The organism is Salipiger mucosus DSM 16094, from assembly GCF_000442255.1.
In the GTDB taxonomy this organism is placed as follows: Bacteria; Pseudomonadota; Alphaproteobacteria; order Rhodobacterales; family Rhodobacteraceae; genus Salipiger; species Salipiger mucosus.
In genome coordinates this window covers 648129-668203 of sequence record NZ_KE557273.1, presented here as the reverse complement: position 1 = coordinate 668203, position 20075 = coordinate 648129, and the positions used below count along the sequence as shown (strand labels likewise).

The window sequence follows — 20075 nt, the reverse complement described above, 5'->3', positions numbered from 1 at the left end:
ACGAATCCAGCGCCGCCTATGCCGCCGCCAAGGGCGGGGTCGTGCAACTGACCCGCAGCCTCGCGGTGTCCTGGGCCAAGGACGGGGTCCTCGCGAACTGCATCCTGCCCGGCTGGGTGGACACGCCGCTGACGCGGCAGGCGCGCGAGGACATGCCGCATCTGGACGAGCGCGTCACCGCGCGGACCCCGCTGGGCCGCTGGGCCAAGCCGGAGGAAATGGCCGGCACGGCGCTGTTTCTCGCCTCGCCCGCCGCGCGTTTCGTCACCGGGACGATGATTCCGGTGGACGGCGGTTATCTCATGCGGGGCTGAGCCCCCGCGCATCGGTATCTGGGAGGAGACCATGACCGACACCACGTCCCGTCTGCCGGGATTCGCCACCGCGAGCCGGCAGGAGCGCCTTGGCGTGCTCGCCGAACGGCTTGGCGGCAACGCAGAGGCCCTGTCGCTGATGGAGCACCTCGGCCCCGTCGAGGGCGAGCTCGTCGAGCGGATGATCGAGAATGCCATCGGCGTCATGCCGGTGCCGCTGGGCCTTGCGACCAACATGATGGTCGACGGCCGCGAGATGCTGGTGCCGATGGCGACCGAGGAAAGCTCGGTCATCGCGGCGGTCTGCAACTCGGCCAAGCGCTGCCGGGCGACGGGGGGCTTCCACACCTCCTATGCCGGCTCGCTGACCATCGCGCAGGTGCAGCTTTGCGGGCTGAGCGATCCGCAGCGCGCGCGGCTGGAGATCCTCGGCCGCGCCGAGGAGATCCGCGCCATGTGCGACGAGGTGGACCCGCAGCTCACCGAGCTGGGCGGCGGGCTGCGCGACCTGGAGGTGCGGCTGCTGAACACGCGGGCGGGCGACATGGTGGTGGTGCACCTCGTCGTCGACACGCGCGACGCCATGGGGGCCAACGCGGTCAACACCATGGCCGAGACCGTGGCCCCGGTGCTGGCCGAGTGGACCGGCGCGCGGCCGCTGCTGCGCATCCTGTCGAACCTCGCGGACCGGCGGCTGGCGCGCGCCCGCGCGGTCTGGCCGGCCGCCGAGATCGGCGGCGCGGAGGTGGTCGAGGCCATGCTGCTGGGCGCCGAGTTCGCCGAGGCCGATCCCTACCGGGCGGCGACGCACAACAAGGGCATCATGAACGGCATCTCGGCCGTGGTGCTGGCGACCGGCAACGACACCCGGGCCATCGAGGCCGGCGCCCATGCCTTTGCCGCGCAGGGCGGGCAGTACGGCCCCCTCACCCACTGGGAGCGCACCGCCGAGGGCGACCTCGCCGGGACCATCGAGGTGCCGCTGTCGCTGGGCATCGTGGGGGGCGCGACGCGCATTCACCCGGTGGCGCAGCTCTGCCTGAAGATCCTGGGCACCGACAGCGCCGAGGCGCTGGCGCGAATCACCGCCGCGGTCGGGCTGGCGCAGAACTTCGGCGCGCTGCGGGCGCTGGCGACCGACGGCATCCAGAAGGGCCACATGGCGCTGCACGCGCAGAACGTGGCGATCACCGTGGGCGCCACCGGCGACGAGGTCGAGCAGGTCGCCGCCGCGCTGCGCGCGGGCGGCCGGGTGACCGAGGCCGAGGGCCGCAAGGCGCTGGAGAAGCTGCGCGGGGGCTGACGCCCCCCGGCCCCGGCCCAAGGACGGGCCGGGGCACCGCCTTCCAAGTTTTTTTCCTATATATTACAGCCTGTTGAGACCACCTCCCCGCCCGCGCCATTGACACGCGCGCCCCCGCGCCACGAGGCTGGGGCGTTATCCAGAGTGAAAGGCCGGTTGTCATGGCAAGCCCCCTCCCGGACGGAGACTCCTTCGTCGTCAATACTCCCGACAGATCCGACGAGAGCCATGAAAACCCGGAGGTGGCGATCCTGCCCTCGGGCGACGTGGTGGTCGTCTGGGTCGGCCCCGGCGGCGCCGATGATCTCAGCAACCTGCGCTACCGGCTCTACGATGCCGAAGGCAGCCCGCTGACGGAAGTGCGGCTGGTCGATCAAAACCCCGTCTCGGTGCAGCTGACGCCGGTGGTCGAGGCCCGGCCCGACGGCGGCTTCGTCGTGGGCTGGCGCGAGTACGATCCCAGCGGTTGGGACCCGGAGGTGGACCCCCATCCCCCGGTGACCTACGTGCGCGGCCGTCTCTTCGACGGCGCGGGCGACCCGCGCGGCGCGGCTTTCGAGATCAACGCCGTCGGATCGGCAAACAGCGGCGCCACAGCGCTGGACGTCTTCGACGACGGGCGCATGATTGTCACCTGGTACGACAACGGCGTCGGCACCGAACGCGCCGAGGGCATCCAGGCGCGACTGCTCGCGGCGGACGGCACGCCCGAGGGCGGGCAGTTCGTGCTGAGCCAGCCAGCGGGCGGAGCTTTCCTGCTACAGGGCGACGTCGAGGTGCTGGCCGACGGCGATTTCCTGGCCGCATGGGGCACGCGGGAGCTGACGCCGGAGAGCGACTATCTCGAAGAGGGCATCATGACCCGCCGGTTCTCGGCCGAGGGCGAGCCGCGCGGCCCGCAGCAGGCGCTGGACCTTCCGGCCACGCCGGACGGGCGCCCGTGGTCGGCCTACGATCATGTCTCGCCGGCGATCGAGGCCCTGCCCGGCGGCGGCTGGCTGCTGTCGGGCGGCCTGAGCTACGAGAGCCCGGACTCGCCCGGCGATTTCACCGACGGGGTCTTCGTGCAGCGCTTCGACGCGCAGGGCCGCACGGCGGGCGAGACCTGGAGCGCGCTGCAGGACGGGAGCGGCCCCCGGATCGGCGATCCCGGGGTCACGGCACTGGACGACGGCGGCTGGCTGCTGCGCTACGCCTACGACGTGTCCGGCGGCTGGGGGCCGGAGTTCCCGCAGACGCGGCTGCTGCGCTTCGACCCGGACGGGCAACCGGTGGACGACGTCGCGCGCCTTGCGGGCGACCTGGACCGGATCACGGTCAACATGGACTCGGACATCGAGCAGCTGGACGACGGACGTCTCGTCGCGGTCTGGGAGCGCGGCTTCGGCTTCGGCTCGGAGAACGACATCCGCATGCGCTTCTACGCGGCAGAGGTGCTGGGCACGGAGGCGGGCGACCGGATGGTCGACCGCGCGGGCGGGCAGCGCTTCGACGGGCGCGAGGGCGTGGACACGCTGCTGCACCTGCGGGCCGAGGGCCGCGTGCTGGTCGACCTGCAGGCCGACGTCAGCGGCGCGGACTTCGCGCGGTTCTTCGCGGCGGGCGCCGCGGCGGGCGACACCTACGCGGGGATCGAGAACCTCGTGGGCGGGGCCTTTGCCGACAACCTGCGCGGCGATGCGGGGGTGAACGTGCTGCAGGGAGGCGGCGTCTCGGACCGGCTTTACGGGCGGGCGGGCGACGACCGTCTGCTCGGCGGCACGGGAGCGGACGCGCTTTACGGTAACCTGGGCGCCGACGTGATGACGGGCGGCGACGATGTCGGGCGGCGCGATCGCTTCATCTATTTCCAGGCCGAGGAGTCGCGGCCGGGGGCCGGCAACCGCGATGTCATCACCGACTTCGTCGCGGGAGAGGACCGGATCGAGATCTCGCGGCTGGATGCCGACACGACCCGCGGCTTCAAGCAGGCCTTCGACTGGGTCGGCGACGCGGCGTTGGACGCGGCCGGCCAGCTGGGGTATCGCCACGAGGCAGGCAACACCATCGTGCAGGCCGATTTCGACGGCGACGGCGCGGCGGATTTCGAGATCGAGCTGTCGGGCGTGATGGACCTGTCGGCGGACGATTTCCTGATCTGACCGGGCCGCGCCGCGGGGCAGGAAGGGACCAGGACATGACCACGATCGACACCGTCGCGGAGGCGCTGATCGGCGCCCACGAGAGCGGCACGCGGGCGGAGGCCTCGGCGCTGCCGGTGCCGGACCACGGCGAGGCGCTGGACATCCAGCAGCGGGTGCAGGCGCGGCTGGGCGATGTCGCGGGCTTCAAGGTCGCGGACAAGGGCGACGCGCCGCCGGTGATCGCGCCGATCCGCGCCGACCTGACGCGGCCCTCGGGCGCGCGGGTCGCGGTGCGCGACCGGATGGGCGTGGAGCTGGAGATCGGCTTCGAGGTGATCGCGCCGCCCGGCGCCGACCCGATGGCGGACCCGGCGCGGGTGTTCCGCCCGCGCGTGGTGATCGAGCTGGTGGACACGCGGCTCGAGGGCGCGGACGAGATCCCCATGCTGAAGCTGGCCGACATGCAGATCAACGCGGGGCTGATCCTGGGTCCGGTGCTGGAGGGCTGGGACGGCAGCGACTTCGGCACCGTCGAGGCCGCCCTGCGCTGCGGCGAGGTGCAGGTGATCGAGGCCGCGGCCACGGTGCCCGGCGGCTCGGCGCTGTCGAACCTTGGCGTCTTCTGCGCCAATGTCGGCGATCACTGCGGCGGGCTGCGCGAGGGACAGGTGATCATCACCGGCTCGCTGTCCGGCCTCGAGTATTTCCCCGCCGGGACCGCCGTCTCGGGGCGCGTCGAGGGCTTCGGCGAGGTCAGCTGCCAGCTGGGCTGAGCGGCGTGCCGCGCGCCTCGGCCAGCAGGGTCTGCGTGCGCGAGACGAGACATTCCGACACCAGCCGCGCGGCCCGCGAGAGCGGGCGGCGCGCGTCGATCACCACCGAGATCGTGGGCGATGCGAGGCCCTTGTCCTTGAGCGGCAGGAACAGCAGTTCGCCGCGCGCAAGCTCGGGCAGCACGTCGAGCTCGGAGGTGATCATCGCGACCTCGCCCTGCCGCAGGGCGCCCTTCAGAAGTTGCAGCGAGTTCGAGGCGAGGACAGGCGCGTTCTCGGCGAAGAACCAGGCGTAGCGGTTGTCGAGATACTGCCGCGTGGGCAGGATCGCGCTTTGCGACACGAGGGGATGCCCGCTGACGCGGGCGAGCGAGGTCTCGGCGCTGTCGGCCAGCGGATGGCCGGGCGCGACGATGCAGCCGAAGCGCAGCTTCTCGGTCCAGACGACGTGCTGGTGCCGCAGGCGCGGCATGTTGAAGGCCATGGCGACCTCGACCGTGCCCTCGTCGAGTTCGCGCGCGGCCTCGGTCGGCGCGAGGATGTCGAGCGTCAGGCGGATGTGCGGATGCTCGTCCCGGAGCCAGGCGTGCAGGTCCGAGAGCACGCCGTTGGCGAGGCTGTCCATCGCGGCGAGGCGCACGCTGCCGCGCTCCTGCCCGCGCATCTCCTGCAGGTCGGTCTCGAGCCGCTCGGCGTCCGAGCGCCAGCGGCGGGTCATGACGACCATCGCCTCGCCCGCCGCGGTGGGGCGCATGCCGCGCGGGAGGCGCTCGAACAGGGGCGCGCGATTCGCCTCTTCCAGCGACTTGATGTGCCGGTCGATGGCCGATGCGGCGATTCCCAGCGCCCGCGAGGCGGCCTGGACCGATCCGTGTTCGGCAACCGCCTCGACATAGAGCAGAGGGCGCGGAACGAGGTGAAAATTCATGCAGGATCGCCCTGTTTTGCATTCTCGATTCGAGAACGCAGCATTACTCATTTTGCCATGGATGGCAATTCAACGCCTCGCTAGGGTTTGTGAAACCCAAGCAGAGGGACCGACCGAGACCATGACCTACGCCCCCGTCGACGGCCGCCGCATCGGCATGCTGACGCCCTCGTCCAACACCGTGCTCGAGCCTTACACCTCGGCCATGCTGGCGCCCTTCGGCGAGGCGGCGAGCGCGCATTTCGGGCGCTTCCGGGTGGTCGAGATCTCGATGTCGGAGGCCTCGCAATCGCAGTTCACGCCGGAGCCGATCCTGGAGGCCGCCGAGCGTCTGGCCGAGGCCGAGCCCGCGCTGATCTGCTGGAACGGCACCTCGGCGAGCTGGCTGGGGCTGGAGAAGGACCGCGCGCTCTGCGCCGCGATCACCGAGCGGACGGGCGTGCCCGCGACCTCGACCGTGCTGGCCTACGACGCGCTCTTCCGGGCGATGCAGGTGCGGCGGCTGGGGCTGGTAACGCCCTACATCGCCGACATCGAGCGGCGGATGATCGAGACCTACGCCGCGCAGGGCATCGAGGTCACCGCGAGCGCGCGGCTGGACGACAAGGGCAACTACAGCTTCGCCACCTACCCGCCCGCGCAGGTGGGCGCGATGATCGAGCAGGTGGCCGAGGCGAAGCCCGACGCCATCGCCGTCGTCTGCACGAATTTCCGCGGCGCCCCCGTCGCGGAACGCATCGAGACCGAGACCGGGATCCCGGTGCTCGATTCCGTCGCCGTCACGGCGGCGCATTGCCTGCGGGAAACGGGGCTCGACCCCGCCCGCGTGACCGGCTGGGGGAGCGTCTTCGGGCGCCTCGCGGTTCCGGCCGTAACAAGTCCGACCTGACCACAGTAACGACAGACACCGACCCAAGGAGACCAAGACATGATCCACAAGATCGCAACCGGCGCCGCGGCGCTGGCCGTCCTCGCCGTGCCTGCCGGCGCCGAAAGCCTGCGCGTGATGGGCCAGCCCGTCGCCACCGGCCTCATCCAGGAGAACGTGGAGCAGCCCTTCTTCGAGAACTTCGCCGAGGAAACCGGCCTCGAGGGCTACACGGCCGACTACCAGCCCGTCGACGTGACCGGCATCAAGGACACCGAGCAGCTGCGCATCCTCAAGGACGGACTCTTCGACATCGTCTCGCTGCGCCTGAGCCAGGTGTCGCGCGACGAGCCGACGATCCTGGGCCTCGACCTCGTGGGGCTGAACCCCGACTACGAGACCGGCCGCGAGACCGTCGAGGCCTTTGCGCCCGTGGTCGACGAGCAGCTGCAGGCGAAGTTCAATACCAAGCTGCTGGGCGTCTGGCCCTTCGGCCCGCAGGTGCTGTTCTGCGAGCCCGAGATCGGCTCGCTGGCGGACCTCGAGGGGCTGAAGGTGCGGGTCTACGACCAGAACCTCGCCGAGTTCGTGAGCCTCGTCGGCGGCACGCCGGTGCCGATCGGCTTCCCGGAGGTGCAGCAGTCGCTGGCGCGCGGCGTGGTGGACTGCGCGATCACCGGCCCCTCCTCGGCCAACTCGGCCGGCTGGCCCGAGGTCAGCAGCTTCACCCTGCCGATCGCCTTCCAGCTGGCGATGAACGGCTACGGCATCAACCTCGACACCTGGAACGCCATGTCGCCCGAGGAGCAGGAGAAGCTGCAGGGCGCCTTCGACAGCCTCGTGGGGCGGATCTGGGACTACTCGGAAGAGCTCTTCGTGGACGCAGTGAACTGCAACACCGGCACCGAGCCCTGCGAGACCGGCACGATGTACGACCTGACGCTGGTCGAGCCCACCGCCGAGGACAAGGAGCTGGTCGGCACCGCCGTGCCCAACGTCTCGTTCCCGGCGTGGAAGGAGGTCTGCGACGCGGTCAACCCGGGCTGCTCGGAGGCCTGGCTCGAGACCGTCGGCAGCGACATGAACATGTGACCTGACGGTCCGCGCGCGCCCTTGGCGGCGCGCGCGGACGGCCCTTCGGGCCGGCGGGGCGCTGCCCCGCACCCCGGGATATTTCCAGCCAGAAGAAGGAACGGGACATGGACCGCCTCGCCACCTGGATCAGCCGCCTCTTCGGATGGGCGATGCTGTTCCTTTCCGCTTTCGTCGCGCTGGAGACGGCGCTTCGGAAGCTTTTCAACACCTCGCTGCAGGGCGCCGACGAGCTCGGGGGCTACGTGCTGGCGCTGGGGGCCTCGCTGGCCTTCATCGTCGCGATGATCGACCGCGCGCATATCCGCATCGACGTGCTGCACGCGCGCTTCCCGGTGAAGCTGCAGGCGCTGGTCGACTGGCTCTCGGTGATCTCGCTGGGGGTGCTGGGGCTCTTCTTCCTCTACGTGGGCTGGTTCGTGATCTCGGACACGCTGGCCTATGGCTCGACCGCCGCGACGCCCTGGCGCACGCCGCTGATCTGGCCGCAGTCGGCCTGGTACGCGGGGCTGGCGGTCTTCGCGCTGTGCTCCTTCGTCATGGCGGGCCGCGCGACGCGGCTGTTCGTGACCGGACGGCACCGGCGGCTGGCCGAGGAATTCAATCCCAAGTCCGCCGAGGACGAGCTCTCGGAAGAGCTCGACCAGCTGAAGGAACGCTGAACATGGGTATCATCGACGTCTTCGTCGGCTTCATCGTGATGATGGGGCTTCTGCTGGCCGGGCTGCCGGTCGCCACCGTGATGGTCGCCATGGGCGTCGCGGGGGGCATGATCCTCTACGGGCCGGTGCTGCTGAAGAGCATGGGGCCGGTGCTCTGGGGCACCTCGAACGAGCCGGTGCTGACGGCCATCCCGCTCTTCATCCTGCTGGGCGAGCTGCTGCTGCGCTCGGGGCTGGCGGACCGGATGTACGGCGCGCTGGCGCTGTGGCTGGGGCGGCTGCCCGGCGGGCTGCTGCACACCAACATCGGCTGCTGTTCGCTCTTCGCGGCGACCTCGGGCTCGTCGGTGGCGACGGCCGCCACGGTGGGCACGGTCGCCCTGCCCGCGCTGACCGAACGCCGCTACCGGCCAGCCCGCTCGCTCGGCTCGCTGGCCGCCGGCGGCACGCTGGGGATCCTGATCCCGCCGTCGGTGAACCTGCTGGTCTACGGCTCGCTGGCGAGCGTCTCGGTGGGGCAGCTCTTCATCGCGGGGATCGTGCCCGGCCTCCTGCTGACGCTGCCTTTCATGGTCTTCATCGCCGCGCAGGACATCCTGGCGCCGGGCGGGGCCTTCGAGGACGCGCATGTGCCGATGGACGTGAAGCTGCGCGCGCTGAAGCACCTCGTGCCCGCCGCGACGGTCTTCCTGATCGTGATGGGGTCGATCTACCTCGGGATCGCGACGCCGACCGAGAGCGCGGCGCTGGCCGTGATGGTGGCGCTGGGGTTCGTCTGGTACGAGGGCCGGCTGAACATGGCCTTTCTCGACCTGTGCTTCCGCAAGACCGCCAAGACCACGGGGATGATCCTGCTCATCATCGTGGCGGCCTTCACGCTGAACGTGACGCTGGCGCTTGGCGGGATCACCGGGGTGATGTCGGCCTGGGTCGACGGGCTGGGGCTGACGCCGGTGGAGCTTCTGTTCGCGCTGATGGTCTTCTACCTCGTGCTGGGGATGTTCATGGACGTGCTCTCGATGCAGGTGCTGACGATCCCGATCGTGGTGCCCATCGTGGTGAGCGCGGGGATCGACCCGGTCTGGTTCGGCATCTTCGTGGTGCTCATGTGCGAGCTGGGGATGATCACGCCGCCGGTGGGGATGAACCTCTACGTGGTGCACGGGGTGCGCAGCGACCGGGGGCCCTTTACCGATGTGATCGCGGGCGCGGTGCCCTACGCGGTGCTGATGCTGCTCTTCACCTCGGCGCTGATCCTGTGGCCCGCGCTGGCGACATGGCTGCCCGGAGCGATCGGACGATGAGCCCGCGCGACCTGGCAGAGAGCCCCGACGCCACCGCGCTGCTGGCGGACTACCGCGCCGGGCGGAGCGACCCGGTGGCGGCGGTGGAGGCGCACCTGGCGCGGATCGAGCGGCTGGAGCCCGAGTTGAACGCCTTTTCCGCCCGTGCGGAGGACGCGCTGGAGCAGGCGCGGGCCGCGCGGGACCGCTGGGCCGGGGGCGCGCCCGCCGGGCCGCTGGACGGGGTTCCGGTGATCGTGAAGGACAACCTGGTCTCGGCGGGGCTGCCCGCCGCCTGGGGCAATGCCGAGCTGGGCCGGCGGGTGCCGGAGCACGACGAGCTGCCGGTGGCGGCACTGCGCGCGGCGGGGGCCATCGTGCTGGGCAAGGGCAACACGCCGGAGTTCGCGGTCGAGGGCTATACCGCGAACATGACCTATGGCGTGACGCGCAACCCGGTCGACCCGGCGCTGACGCCGGGCGGCTCCTCGGGCGGCGTCGTGGCCGCGGTGGCCGCCGGCATGGCGGTGGCGGGGCTGGGGACCGACGGCGGCGGCTCGATCCGGCGGCCGGCGGGCTATACCGGCCTCTGGGGGCTGAAGCCCGGCATCGGCACGGTGCGGCGCGGCGGCGGGCTGCCGCAGGTGCTGCTGGATTTCGAGACGGTGGGGCCGATCACGCGCTCGGCGCGGGACCTGTCGCTGTTCCACGCGGTGCTGTCGGGCCGGACCCGGCGGGCGCCCGGGGGGCCGCTGCGCATCCTCGCGGTGCCGGTGATCGGCGACGCGCCCTGCGACGCGGGCATCCGCGCGGCCTTTGCCGCGACGGTGGAACGGCTGCGGGGCCTCGGGCACGCGGTGCAGGAGGGCGCGCTGCCGCTGGACCTCGGGCCGCTGAACGAGGTCTGGAGCCAGATGGCCGAGATCGGGCTGGCGCACCTTGCCTGGCGCGATCCGCCGGTGCTGGAGGCGGCGGCGGAGAAATACCGCGACATGGCGAAGCGCGGCGCGGAGGTGAGCGCGGTGACGCTCTACGAGGCGCTGACGCGGGTCTTCGCGCTGCGCGAGGCGGTGCGCGGGCTCTGGGGGGTCGACGCGGTGCTGATGCCCACGGCGGCCGCCCCGCCCTGGCCCGCGGCCGAGGTCTTTCCGGCGCGCATCGACGGGGCCGAGGTCGGCCCGCGCGGGCACGCGGTCTATACCGGCTGGGTCAACGCGGCGGGTCTGCCGGGGCTGGCCTTTCCGGCCGGGCCGGACGGGGGCCTGCCGGTGGGCATGCAGCTGGTGGGCGATGCCGGCGGCGAGGAGATGCTGCTGTCGGTGGCGGAGGCGCTCGACGCGGCGCCGGGGGCCTGAGCCCCCGGGGCGCGGGCGGCGGCGGGGCCCTAGCCCCGGCCGCGCGTCCAGGGTTCGGCGCCCTTCACGTCGACGAAGACGCGGTAGACCGCGCGGGTGGCGGTGATGAACATGCGCTGCCCGTCGGGGCCGCCGAAGCAGAGGTTCGAGACCACCTGCGGCACGAGGATCTTGCCCAGCAGCGTGCCGTCGGGGGCAAAGCAGTGCACCCCGTCGGCGGCCGAGGACCAGAGGTTGCCCATCACGTCGCAGCGCATCCCGTCGGGCAACCCGCGGTCGATCGTGGCGAAGACGCCGGCGTCGGTGAGGCGGCCGCCCTCGACGTCGAACTGCCGGATGACCGAGGGCACGCTGTCGTCGTGGCTCGACCCGCTTTCGGCGATGTAGAGCCGCCGCTCGTCGGGCGAGAAGCACAGGCCGTTGGGCTGGGTGAAGTCCGAGACCACGGCGCGCAGCTCGCCCTCGGGGGAGAGGCGGAAGACGTGGTGCGCCGATTGCTCGGGCGTGCTGCGGTAACCCTCGAAGTTCGAGATGATGCCGTAGGTCGGGTCGGTGAACCAGACCGCGCCGTCCGAGCTGACCACCACGTCGTTGGGCGAGTTGAGGCGCCTGCCCTCGTGGCTGTCCGCCAGCACGGTGAGCGAGCCGTCATGCTCGGTGCGGACCACGTCGCGCATGCCGTGGCGGCAGCCGACGAGTCGCCCCTCGCGGTCGCGGGTGTTGCCGTTGTTGAATTCGCTGCCCGCGCGGTAGGTCGAGAGGCCCTCGGTCTCGGACCAGCGCAGGATGCGCTGGCTGGGGATGTCGGAGAAGAGCAGGCAGTCGCGGTCGCCGAACCAGACCGGCCCCTCGGTCCAGGTGAAGCCCTCGGCGATCATGTCGAGGGTCGACATGGGGTGGACCAGCGCCGAGAAGCGGTCGTCGTGGATGTCGAGATGCGGCGGCAGGGTGATCATGCGCGACCCCTTTTCTTCGTGCTGGCGGCGATGACGATGGCGATGATGATGGCCCCGGTGAGCACGTTGCGCACGCCCGCGCCCGCCCCGTAGCTGTTGAGCATCGAGACCACGAGGAACATGAAGAGCGCCGCGCCCCAGACGCCGGGCACGTTGGAGTAGCCCCCCGCGATGGAGGTGCCGCCGATGACGACCACGGCGATGGACATGAGCAGGTACTCGGTGCCCATGTTGAGCGCGGCGCCGCCGGAGAAGCTGGCGAGCAGGTAGCCCGAGAGCGCGGCGAAGACGGCGACGGTGACGTAGGTGCTGGCGCGCACCAGCTCGACCGGGACACCGGCGAGGCGGGCGACGCGCATCTGCTGCCCCGTGGCCAGCAGCCAGCGGCCCCAGACCGAGCGTTCGAGCACGACCCAGACCACGATGGCGAGCGCGAGGCCGACCCATGCGACGTTGGGCAGGCCGAGGAAGCGGCCGGTGGCGAAATCGGCCAGCCCCTCGGGCGGCTTGATGCGCAGGCCCCGGTTCGACCAGATCGCGAACGACTGGTAGACCAGCGAGGCGGCGAGCGTGGCGATGATGGGCGGCAGGCGCAGCAGGAAGATGAGCGCGTAGTTGGCGAGGCCCGCGCCAAGGCCCGCGCCCAGCGCCACGACGAGGCCCAGCAGCGCCGTGCCCTCGTCCGAGCCCATGGCCTTGAGCGCGAGCGTGGCCGAGAGCGTCATGGTGGCGGGGATCGACAGGTCCACGTTGCCGGGGCCGAGCGTGATGACCAGCATCTGCCCCAGCCCGACGATGGCGGCGAAGGCCCCGAAGCTGAGCGCGGCATAGGCCAGCTCGCCCGCGCCGCGGCCGGAGGTCAGCCCCAGCGTCAGCGCGAAGGCCAGCGCGGCGGCGACCCAGGACCAGATCCAGGGTTTGGCGAAGGGGTTGGTCATGCCTCGGCCCTCTTTTGACGGAACACCAGCCGCGCGGTCAGCACGAGGATCAGGATCGCGCCCTGGGCGCCGATCTGCCAGTCCGGCGACAGGCGCAGGAAACTCAGGAAGGAGGAGGCCAGCGTCAGCGTCAGTGCGCCGATGACGGCGCCGGTGGGGCTGACCTTGCCCCCGGTGAACTCGCCCCCGCCGAGGATCACCCCGGCGATGGACAGCAGCGTGTAGCGCAGCGCGATGTTGGCATCGGCCGAGGTGGTGAGCCCGACGAGCGCCATGCCCGCCAGCACGCCGAAGAGCCCGGCGAGCCCGTAGGCCAGCGCCTTGAGCCGGATGACCGGCCAGCCGGCGCGCTGGACCGAGCGGGCGTTGCCCCCCACCCCGCGCAGCACGGTGCCGAGCCCCGAGCGGATGACGAGGAAATGCGTCACCACGGCGATCACCACCGAGGCGACGACGGCCATGGGCGCGAGCGGCGGCTTGACCGTCATCAGCGTGCGCAGCCAGCCGGGGCTGCTGCCGCCGGGGCTGGGCAGGATGAAGAGCGCGATGCCGCCCCAGACGAAGGACATGCCCAGCGTCACGACGATGGCCGGAAGGTCGAGCGCGTGGATCACCGCCCCCATGACGGCATAGGTCACGATCAGCGCCAGCAGCATGGCCAGCCCGAGCACCGGCGCGTCGTTGAGGAAGGTCGCGGTGATGCAGGCGACGAGGCTCACGAAGGCGCCGACCGAGAGGTCGATGTCGTTGACCATGATGATCATCATCTGCGCGATGGTCGCCAGCGCGATGGGCACGGCCAGGTTGAACAGCAGGTTCAGGCCGAAATAGCTCATGGCGCGGGGCTGCATCCAGAAGGTCGCGGCCAGCAGCACGGCGAGCGAGACCGCCGGCAGGATGATGCGGTAGCGGGCGAGCAGGCTCATGACGCCTCCTGCATTTCGAAGGATGCCTCGAGGATGCGTTCCTCGGTGATGTCGGCGCCGGTGAGTTCGGCGCTGATCTCGTGGTTGCGGAAGACGAAGACGCGGTCGCACTGGCAGACCTCTTCGGTCTCGGTCGAGTACCACAGGAAGGTGCGGCCGCGTGCCGCCTCGGCGCGGATCATGGCGTAGACGTCCTGCTTGGTGCCGACGTCGACGCCGCGCATGGGGTCGTCCATGATGATGACCGGCGCGGAGCTGGCGAGCGCGCGGGCGAAGAGCACCTTCTGCTGGTTGCCGCCCGAGAGCGAGAGGATCGGGTTGGTCACGTCGTCGGTGCGGATGCCGATGCGCTTTTTCCATTCGGCGGCGGTGGCCTCTTCGGCCGCGCGGTCGACGAGGCCCCAGCGGGCGCCCTGCTGCAGGATCGAGATCGAGACGTTGCGCAGGATCGACCAGAGCGGGAGGATCCCGTCGCGGGTGCGGTCGCCGGCGACGAAGACCACCTCGGGCGCCTTGCGGGCATGCCACGAGGAGGTGCGCGACAGGTAGAGCCGCGCCAGCGCCGCCGCCTGCCCGTGCCCGGCGAGCCCCGAGAGGCCCACGACCTCGCCCTCGCGGGCCGAGAGGCCCTCGGGCGAGCGGACGATCTCGGCGCCGAAGCTGCGGGCGGTCTCGGAGGTCTCGCCCTCCTCGGCGGTGACATGGCCCATGGCATCGACCAGCCCCTGCCGGGTGAAGCCGTCGGCGGGGCGCTCGGCCACGACCTTGCCGTCCTTGAGCACGACGATGCGGGTGGCGACGTCGAAGATCTCGCCCAGCATGTGCGAGATGAAGATCACCGCGCCGCCGCCCGCGCAGAAGCGCCGGACGTGGGCCAGCAGCTGTTCGGCGATGCCGGCGTCCAGCGACGAGGTGGGCTCGTCGAGGATCACCAGCCTCGCCTCGGTCCCGCGCGGGGCGAAACCGATGGCAATCTCGACCATCTGCCGTTCGGCGATCGAGAGCGTGTCGACCTCGGCGTCGGGGTCGATGCCGTGGTCGGGAAAGACGGTGTCGAGGCTCTGCCGGATCTCGGCGCGCGCGGGGCGGCGCCAGCCGGGGCCCTTGAGCGCGCTGTGCGAGATGCGCAGGTTCTCGGCCACGGTGAGGTTGGGGCAGAGCGAGAGCTCCTGGAAGACCGAGCGCACGCCTGCCCCGAGCGCGGTGCCGCCGGTATCGAAGCGGATCTCGCCCGAGCTGGGCGCGAGCCCGCCGTTCACGAGGTTGACCAGCGTGGACTTGCCCGCGCCGTTGTGGCCCACCAGCCCGATGCAGTCGCCGGGCGCGACGGACAGGCTGACCCCGTCGAGCGCGCGGACCGGGCCGAAATGCTTGGCAGCCTCGGTCAGCGCCACGATGGGGGCGCTCTCATGATCGGTCATGAGCACTCCATGTCAGGTAGAATGGCGCGGGCCGCGCGAGAGGGCGCGGCCCGCCTCGGGGTCACTTCGCCTCGGCGATGACCTCCTGCGCGTCCTCGAGCGTGTAGACCACGTTCGCGACCGACCCCTCGGGGGTGCTTTCCAGCGCCGCGTCGAGGGTGTCCTGCGTGATCTTGAGGAAGGGCACGGTCAGGTCCTTGGGCACGTCCTCGCCCGCGAGCACCTGCTGCGCGACCCAGAAGGCCAGCGAGGCGACGCCCGGCGCGATGGAGAGCGACAGCGTCTCGTAGCCGTTCTCGTCGCGCTGCTCGGCCCACCACTGCAGCTCGTCCTGGCGGTTGCCGAGCACGATCAGCGGCGTGTCGCGGCCCGCGGCCTCGAAGGCCTGCGCGGCGCCGTAGCCGTCGCCGCCCTGGGTCACGACGCCCACCACCTCGGGGAGCGAGGGCAGGATGCCCGCGACGGCCTTCTGCGCCACGTCCTGCGCCCAGTCGCCGTGGACCGAGCCCACGATCTCGAACTGGTCGTGCTCTTCGACGCCGGCGTGGATGCCCTTGGAGATCTCGTCGTCGACGAAGACCCCGGCGAGGCCGCGGATCTCGAGCAGGTTGCCGCCCTCGGGCAGGCGCGAGGCGAGGTAGTCGACCTCTTCGCGGCCCATGGCGGCGAAGTCGACGGCGATGCGCCAGGCGCAGGGTTCGGTCACGATGCCGTCGAAGCTGACCACGGTGAGGCCGGCGTCGCAGGCCTCCTTCACCGCGCCGTTGAGCGCGGTCGGCGAGGCGGCGTTCAGCACGATGGCGTCGTAGCCCTGCAGGATCATGTTCTGGATCTGCGCGGCCTGCTCGGTCGCCTGGTTCTCGGAGGTGGTGTAGGCGTCGGCGGCGGCGACGACGCCGTTGGCGACGGCCTCCTCGGCGGTCTCCTCGAAGGTCTGCAGCATGGCCTGGCGCCAGGAATTGCCCGCGTAGTTGTTGGACAGCGCGATCCGCTTGTCCGAGGTCTCGGCCATGTGGGACTCGGCCGAGGCCGCTCCGGCGATCATGGCAAGGCTGGCCGCACCCAGCAGCAACTTGGAAATCGTCATGGTATTCCTCCCTATCGCGCATCTCCCATGCGCACTCCGCCGCCCCCTTTGCCGGGTCGCGACGCGGAAATGATGTGACCGGACCGGCGTTCTGTAAAGGCTGCATCCCGCAGAGATGTTGCGGGTTCCCGCAAGCAATTTGCGGGCGATGCGGTTTCCTTTCGGCGCAAGGCTTGCGAGACTTGCGGGAACGCGCATCGCGCGGAGGGAGGAGACCATGACAACGACGCTGCCGGCCCAGGCCGAGGGGGACGTCTTCCTGCGCATCTCGGCGCACCTGGTGGAGCGCGCCGACATCGCCTCGGCGCTGGCCGCCGTGGCGGGCGAGATCGGCGAGGTGATCCCCTTCACCCACGCGGACCTGTGCCTCAACGACCGGCCCGGGTGGCTGGCGAGCTACGAGGTGGGCATCCGCACGCGCTGGTCGCGGGCGCGCACGCGGGTCGATGCCTCGCCGATCCGGGACCTCATTACCGGCAAATGCGATTACATGCTGTGCCACGACGCGATGCAGGACCCGCGCCAGACCTACGAGGGCGCCTGCTCGGAGCCGATCTTCAACCACCGCCTGCGCTCGCGGGTGCACGTGCTGATGAAGGTCATGGGCCAGCCCATCGGCACGCTCAACATTTCGCATTCGACGGCGGGGCTTTACGACGCGGACACGGTCACGCGGGCGCAGCACATCGCCGACGTGCTCTCGCCCTACTTCCACGCGCTGCACACCGCCGAGCAGGCGCAGCGCGCGGCGCAGGTGGGCGAGGAGGCGCAGGCGCGCGAGGAAGGGCTGCGGCGCGGGGCGCTGGAGCTGACCCAGACGCTGGAGCAGGAGCGCCAGCGCATCGGCATGGACCTGCACGACCAGACGCTCGCGGACCTGACGCGGCTGCTGCGCGAGGTCGAGGGCGAGACGCCGCCGGGGCGCGAGGAGCTGTCGCGGCGCATCTCGCAGAGCATCGACGACCTGCGGCGGATCATCGACACCGCCGTGCCGACGCTGCTGGAGCTCTTCGGATTTGCCCACGCGGTGCGGGTGCACCTGGAGCGCGCGGTGGGCGGGCAGCCGATCGAGGTCGAGGTGACGGACGCCACCGACGGCGCCCCCGACCGGCTGGAGGCGACCGAGCGCACGGCGCTGTTCCGCATTGCGCAGGAGGCGATCAACAACGCGGCGCGGCACTCGGGCGCACGGCGCATCGAGGTGCGGATCGAACCGCTGGCGCCCTCGGGGCTGTCGATGACGGTGCGCGACGACGGCGACGGGCTGCCCGCCGCGCTGCACCGGCAGTCGGGGCTTGCGCATATCCGCACGCGGGCGCGGCTGATCTCGGCCGGGCTGGATATCTCGAGCGACCACGGCTGCGCGCTGCGGGTCACGCTGGAGGGACGGCCATGAGGGTGCTGGTGGTCGAGGACGACCAGTTCCACGCCTCCTACCTGCAGGACACCCTGGCCGAGGCGCTGCCCGAGGTGACCGAGATCTTCCATGCCTCGGACGGTGCCGAGGGCGAGGAGGAGGCGCGGCAGGGCGGGATCGAGGCGGTCGTGATGGACCTGCAGATGGACCGCCGCAACGGCATCGAGGCAGCGCGCACGATCTGGGCCGAGCGGCCGCAGAGCCGGATCCTGTTCTGGTCGAACTACGCCGACGAGGCCTACCTGCGGGGGATCGCGCGGATCGTGCCCGAGGACAGTGCCTATGGCTACGTGCTCAAGACCGCCTCGCGGGACCGGTTGCGGCTGGCGCTGCGCGCGGTGCTGGTCGAGGGGCAGATCATGGTCGACCGCGAGATCCACCGGCTGCAGAAGCAGGGCGCGGCGCCGCGCAACCGGCTGGACGACAGCGAATTCGGCGTGCTGCTGGATCTCGCGCTGGGGCTGCCGGACAAGCTGATCGCCGAGCGGCGCGGCATGTCGCTGCGCACGGTGCAGAACCGGCTGCTGTCGCTCTACGACAAGCTGGGCGTGACGGTGGACCCCGAGGACGAGGCGGTGAGCCTCAACAAGCGGGTGCGGGCGCTGAACCGGGCGCTGGTGACGCGGACGATCAACGTCGAGACGCTGGAGGCGGCGCAGCGCGACCTGGACGCCTGGCTGGGCGGGCGGGGCTGAGGCCCCTGCCCTGTCGCTCGATCGGGCTCAGGCGAACTCGGCCTTGAGCGCCTTGCGGCGGATCTTGCCGAAGCCGTCGCGCGGCAGGCTGTCGCGGATCTCGATGCGCTTGGGGACCTCGGCGGGGGCGAGGTGCTCGGCGCAGAAGGCGCGCAGGGTCTGGGGGGTGGCCTTGGCCCCGCCATTCAGCACGACGCAGGCCAGCACGGTCTCGCCCCAGTCGCGGTCGGGGATGCCCAGCACCACGGCATCCTGAACCGCGGGGTGGCGCAGCAGCACCGCCTCGACCGTCTCGGGGTGCAGCTTCACGCCGCCGGTATTGATGACGTCGTCGCGCCGCCCGCCGAGGTAGAGGTAACCCTCGGCGTCGAGCCAGCCGACATCGCCGATGCTCTGGAAGCCCTCGGCGTCGCGTTGCGGCTGCGGTGCCCCCGCGCCGAGGTAACGCGCGCGGGCCTTGGTGTCGGCGGGACGCATGTAGATCTCGCCCGCCTCGCCGGGCGGAAGCAGCCGGCCCTCGGGGTCGTAGATGCGGATCTCGGTCTCGAAGCCGCGCCCGACGGAGCCGCGGTGGGTCAGCCACTCGGCCCCGGTGATCGTGGTCTGGCCGGTGTTCTCGCCCGAGCCATACATCTCGGTGACGCGCTCGGGGCCCAGCACCTCGATCCAGGCCTGTTTCAGCCAGGCCGCGCAGGGGGCGCCGGTGTGGTAGAGCGCGTGCAGGCTGTCGAGGCGCGCGCCGCTTTCGGGCAGCACATCGAGCATGCGCACCATCATGGTGGGCACGAGCATGGCGAAGCCGACCTCCTCGTCGTCGATCACGCGCAGGGCGCGGGCGGCGTCGAAGCGCTCCATGAGCACGATGCGGTTGCCCTCGAAGAGACCGTTCTGCGCCCAGGTGAAGGGGGCGTTGTGCGACATCGCCCCGCAGACGAGCTGCGTCTGGTCGCAGCGGAAACCGAGGCGCGGCGCCACGCGGCCCCAGCTGGCGCCGGGAACGCGGGTGTAGGGCAGATCGTCGGCCATCATCTTGGGCAGGCCGGTGGAGCCGCCCGAGAGCGCGATCTTGCCCGGGCGCGACGTGGCATCGGGCACCGGGGTCTCGGGCAGCGTGGCGGCCTGCGCCTCGAAGGCGGCGATGTCGATGTCCCCGAGCCCCGGCGCCGGGCCGATCACCAGCCGGGCGCCGCTGCGCTCCTTCAACGCCTCGGCGGTCTCCGGGCGGATGCCCGGGTCGAGCACGAGGGTCGTGGCGCCCAGCCGCCAGACGGCGAGCGCCAGCGCGAGGTGCGCCGGCACGTTGCCGAGCGCGAAGCCCACAACGTCGCCCTGCCCCACGCCCTGCGCCGCGAGGCCGCGCGCATAGCGGTCGACCTGCGCGTCGAGCGCGGCCCAGCTGATCGAGTCCGCCTCGCCCGTCGCAGGGAGGAAGCGCACGGCCTCCTGCCCGCCCCGTTCGGCGGCAAGCTGGCGCAGGCGGGCGCCGAAGGTGACGGGCGTGTCGGGCATGGGCTGTCCTCAGACGTCCTCGAAGAGGATCTCCTGCGCCCCGTCCCACAGGATCTTGGGGCCGATCTCGGAGAGCTTGTCCAGGTTCGAGGTCAGGGTGATGAAATGGTTGCCGGCAAGCTGGCCCATCTTGGAGGCGAAGTGAACCCCGCCGTAGGCGAGCAGGATCTCGGTCTCCGAGATGCCGCCCGGGTAGAGGATGATCTGGCCCGGCGCCGGGTAGCTGGTGTGGTTCTCGTAGTCGACGCCGAACTCGGTGTCGCCGAGGGGAATCCAGACGCCCTCGCCGCTCCAGCGGACGTGGACGACCTGGCTCTTGTAGGGCATCTGCGCGCGGAAGGCGGCGACGGTCTTGGGGGCGTCGGCCTCTTCGAACTTCGCGTCGAATTCGATGCCGGCGATGGTCACCTTGAGCTTGGACATGG

The 20075-nt window shown here is 71.2% G+C and carries 19 protein-coding genes; 11 read left to right on the top strand and 8 right to left on the bottom strand.

From position 1 onward, the window contains the following. Positions 1-41: 41 nt before the first annotated feature. The 4 genes from SALMUC_RS31465 (at position 42) to SALMUC_RS03355 (ending at position 4513) form a co-directional block, all read left to right on the top strand. The gene (locus tag SALMUC_RS31465) at positions 42-314 is read left to right on the top strand and encodes an SDR family NAD(P)-dependent oxidoreductase (RefSeq protein ID WP_021119774.1); all 273 of its coding nucleotides are present in this window, start codon (positions 42-44) and stop codon (positions 312-314) included. A gap of 31 nt (positions 315-345) precedes the next feature. Next, entirely contained in the window at positions 346-1617 is a 1272-nt protein-coding gene (locus tag SALMUC_RS03365) for a hydroxymethylglutaryl-CoA reductase, degradative (RefSeq protein ID WP_020039617.1), read from the top strand. A 161-nt stretch (positions 1618-1778) separates the two neighbouring features. Beyond that, positions 1779-3758 carry a M10 family metallopeptidase C-terminal domain-containing protein gene (locus SALMUC_RS27920; protein WP_020039616.1) on the top strand — a complete coding sequence of 660 codons (1980 nt, stop codon included), beginning with the start codon at positions 1779-1781 and terminating at the stop codon, positions 3756-3758. A gap of 35 nt (positions 3759-3793) precedes the next feature. Then, positions 3794-4513 (top strand): hypothetical protein, encoded by a 720-nt coding sequence (locus tag SALMUC_RS03355; protein WP_020039615.1) that lies wholly within the window; start codon positions 3794-3796, stop codon positions 4511-4513. Here SALMUC_RS03355 and SALMUC_RS03350 read toward each other — a convergent pair. Continuing rightward, a complete protein-coding gene (locus SALMUC_RS03350; RefSeq protein WP_020039614.1) occupies positions 4494-5441 on the bottom strand; it encodes a LysR family transcriptional regulator in 948 nt (315 codons plus the stop codon). The two genes, SALMUC_RS03355 and SALMUC_RS03350, sit on opposite strands and share 20 nt — an antisense overlap. 121 nt (positions 5442-5562) lie before the next feature. Between SALMUC_RS03350 and SALMUC_RS03345 the strand changes: the two genes are divergently transcribed. From SALMUC_RS03345 to SALMUC_RS03325, 5 genes are all read left to right on the top strand, one after another. Next, positions 5563-6330, top strand: a complete 768-nt coding sequence (locus SALMUC_RS03345; protein ID WP_020039613.1) for a maleate cis-trans isomerase family protein — start codon at positions 5563-5565, stop codon at positions 6328-6330. A 39-nt stretch (positions 6331-6369) separates the two neighbouring features. Further along, the gene (locus tag SALMUC_RS03340; protein ID WP_020039612.1) at positions 6370-7401 is read left to right on the top strand and encodes a TRAP transporter substrate-binding protein; all 1032 of its coding nucleotides are present in this window, start codon (positions 6370-6372) and stop codon (positions 7399-7401) included. A gap of 107 nt (positions 7402-7508) precedes the next feature. Next, positions 7509-8063 (top strand): TRAP transporter small permease subunit, encoded by a 555-nt coding sequence (locus SALMUC_RS03335; RefSeq protein WP_020039611.1) that lies wholly within the window; start codon positions 7509-7511, stop codon positions 8061-8063. 2 nt (positions 8064-8065) lie between these two features. Next, entirely contained in the window at positions 8066-9367 is a 1302-nt protein-coding gene (locus SALMUC_RS03330) for a TRAP transporter large permease (RefSeq protein WP_021119772.1), read from the top strand. Then, positions 9364-10701, top strand: a complete 1338-nt coding sequence (locus SALMUC_RS03325) for an amidase (RefSeq protein ID WP_020039609.1) — start codon at positions 9364-9366, stop codon at positions 10699-10701. The genes SALMUC_RS03330 and SALMUC_RS03325 overlap by 4 nt, the downstream gene beginning before the upstream one ends. A 29-nt stretch (positions 10702-10730) precedes the next feature. On the opposite strand, the gene SALMUC_RS03320 is transcribed toward SALMUC_RS03325, so the two are convergent. The 5 genes from SALMUC_RS03320 to SALMUC_RS03300 form a co-directional block, all read right to left on the bottom strand. Then, positions 10731-11657 carry an SMP-30/gluconolactonase/LRE family protein gene (locus SALMUC_RS03320; protein WP_020039608.1) on the bottom strand — a complete coding sequence of 309 codons (927 nt, stop codon included), beginning with the start codon at positions 11655-11657 and terminating at the stop codon, positions 10731-10733. Beyond that, positions 11654-12595 carry an ABC transporter permease gene (locus tag SALMUC_RS03315; RefSeq protein ID WP_020039607.1) on the bottom strand — a complete coding sequence of 314 codons (942 nt, stop codon included), beginning with the start codon at positions 12593-12595 and terminating at the stop codon, positions 11654-11656. Before SALMUC_RS03315 ends, SALMUC_RS03320 begins: the two co-directional genes overlap by 4 nt. Continuing rightward, positions 12592-13521: an ABC transporter permease gene (locus tag SALMUC_RS03310; RefSeq protein ID WP_020039606.1), complete on the bottom strand. Its 930-nt coding sequence runs from the start codon at positions 13519-13521 to the stop codon at positions 12592-12594. The genes SALMUC_RS03315 and SALMUC_RS03310 overlap by 4 nt, the downstream gene beginning before the upstream one ends. Next, positions 13518-14942, bottom strand: coding sequence for a sugar ABC transporter ATP-binding protein (locus tag SALMUC_RS03305; RefSeq protein ID WP_020039605.1), 1425 nt, complete (start codon positions 14940-14942; stop codon positions 13518-13520). The genes SALMUC_RS03310 and SALMUC_RS03305 overlap by 4 nt, the downstream gene beginning before the upstream one ends. Before the next feature lie 61 nt (positions 14943-15003). Next, on the bottom strand, positions 15004-16029 hold the full coding sequence (locus tag SALMUC_RS03300; RefSeq protein WP_020039604.1) for an ABC transporter substrate-binding protein: 1026 nt from the start codon (positions 16027-16029) through the stop codon (positions 15004-15006). Between the two features lie 217 nt (positions 16030-16246). Between SALMUC_RS03300 and SALMUC_RS03295 the strand changes: the two genes are divergently transcribed. Both SALMUC_RS03295 and SALMUC_RS03290 read left to right on the top strand, forming a co-directional pair. After that, on the top strand, positions 16247-17425 hold the full coding sequence (locus SALMUC_RS03295; RefSeq protein ID WP_020039603.1) for a sensor histidine kinase: 1179 nt from the start codon (positions 16247-16249) through the stop codon (positions 17423-17425). Continuing rightward, positions 17422-18141, top strand: a complete 720-nt coding sequence (locus SALMUC_RS03290) for a response regulator transcription factor (protein WP_020039602.1) — start codon at positions 17422-17424, stop codon at positions 18139-18141. Before SALMUC_RS03295 ends, SALMUC_RS03290 begins: the two co-directional genes overlap by 4 nt. 27 nt (positions 18142-18168) lie before the next feature. On the opposite strand, the gene SALMUC_RS03285 is transcribed toward SALMUC_RS03290, so the two are convergent. Both SALMUC_RS03285 and SALMUC_RS03280 read right to left on the bottom strand, forming a co-directional pair. Further along, positions 18169-19650: a class I adenylate-forming enzyme family protein gene (locus SALMUC_RS03285; protein WP_021119771.1), complete on the bottom strand. Its 1482-nt coding sequence runs from the start codon at positions 19648-19650 to the stop codon at positions 18169-18171. A 9-nt stretch (positions 19651-19659) separates the two neighbouring features. After that, positions 19660-20073 carry a DUF3830 family protein gene (locus SALMUC_RS03280; RefSeq protein ID WP_020039600.1) on the bottom strand — a complete coding sequence of 138 codons (414 nt, stop codon included), beginning with the start codon at positions 20071-20073 and terminating at the stop codon, positions 19660-19662. Positions 20074-20075 lie beyond the last annotated feature (2 nt).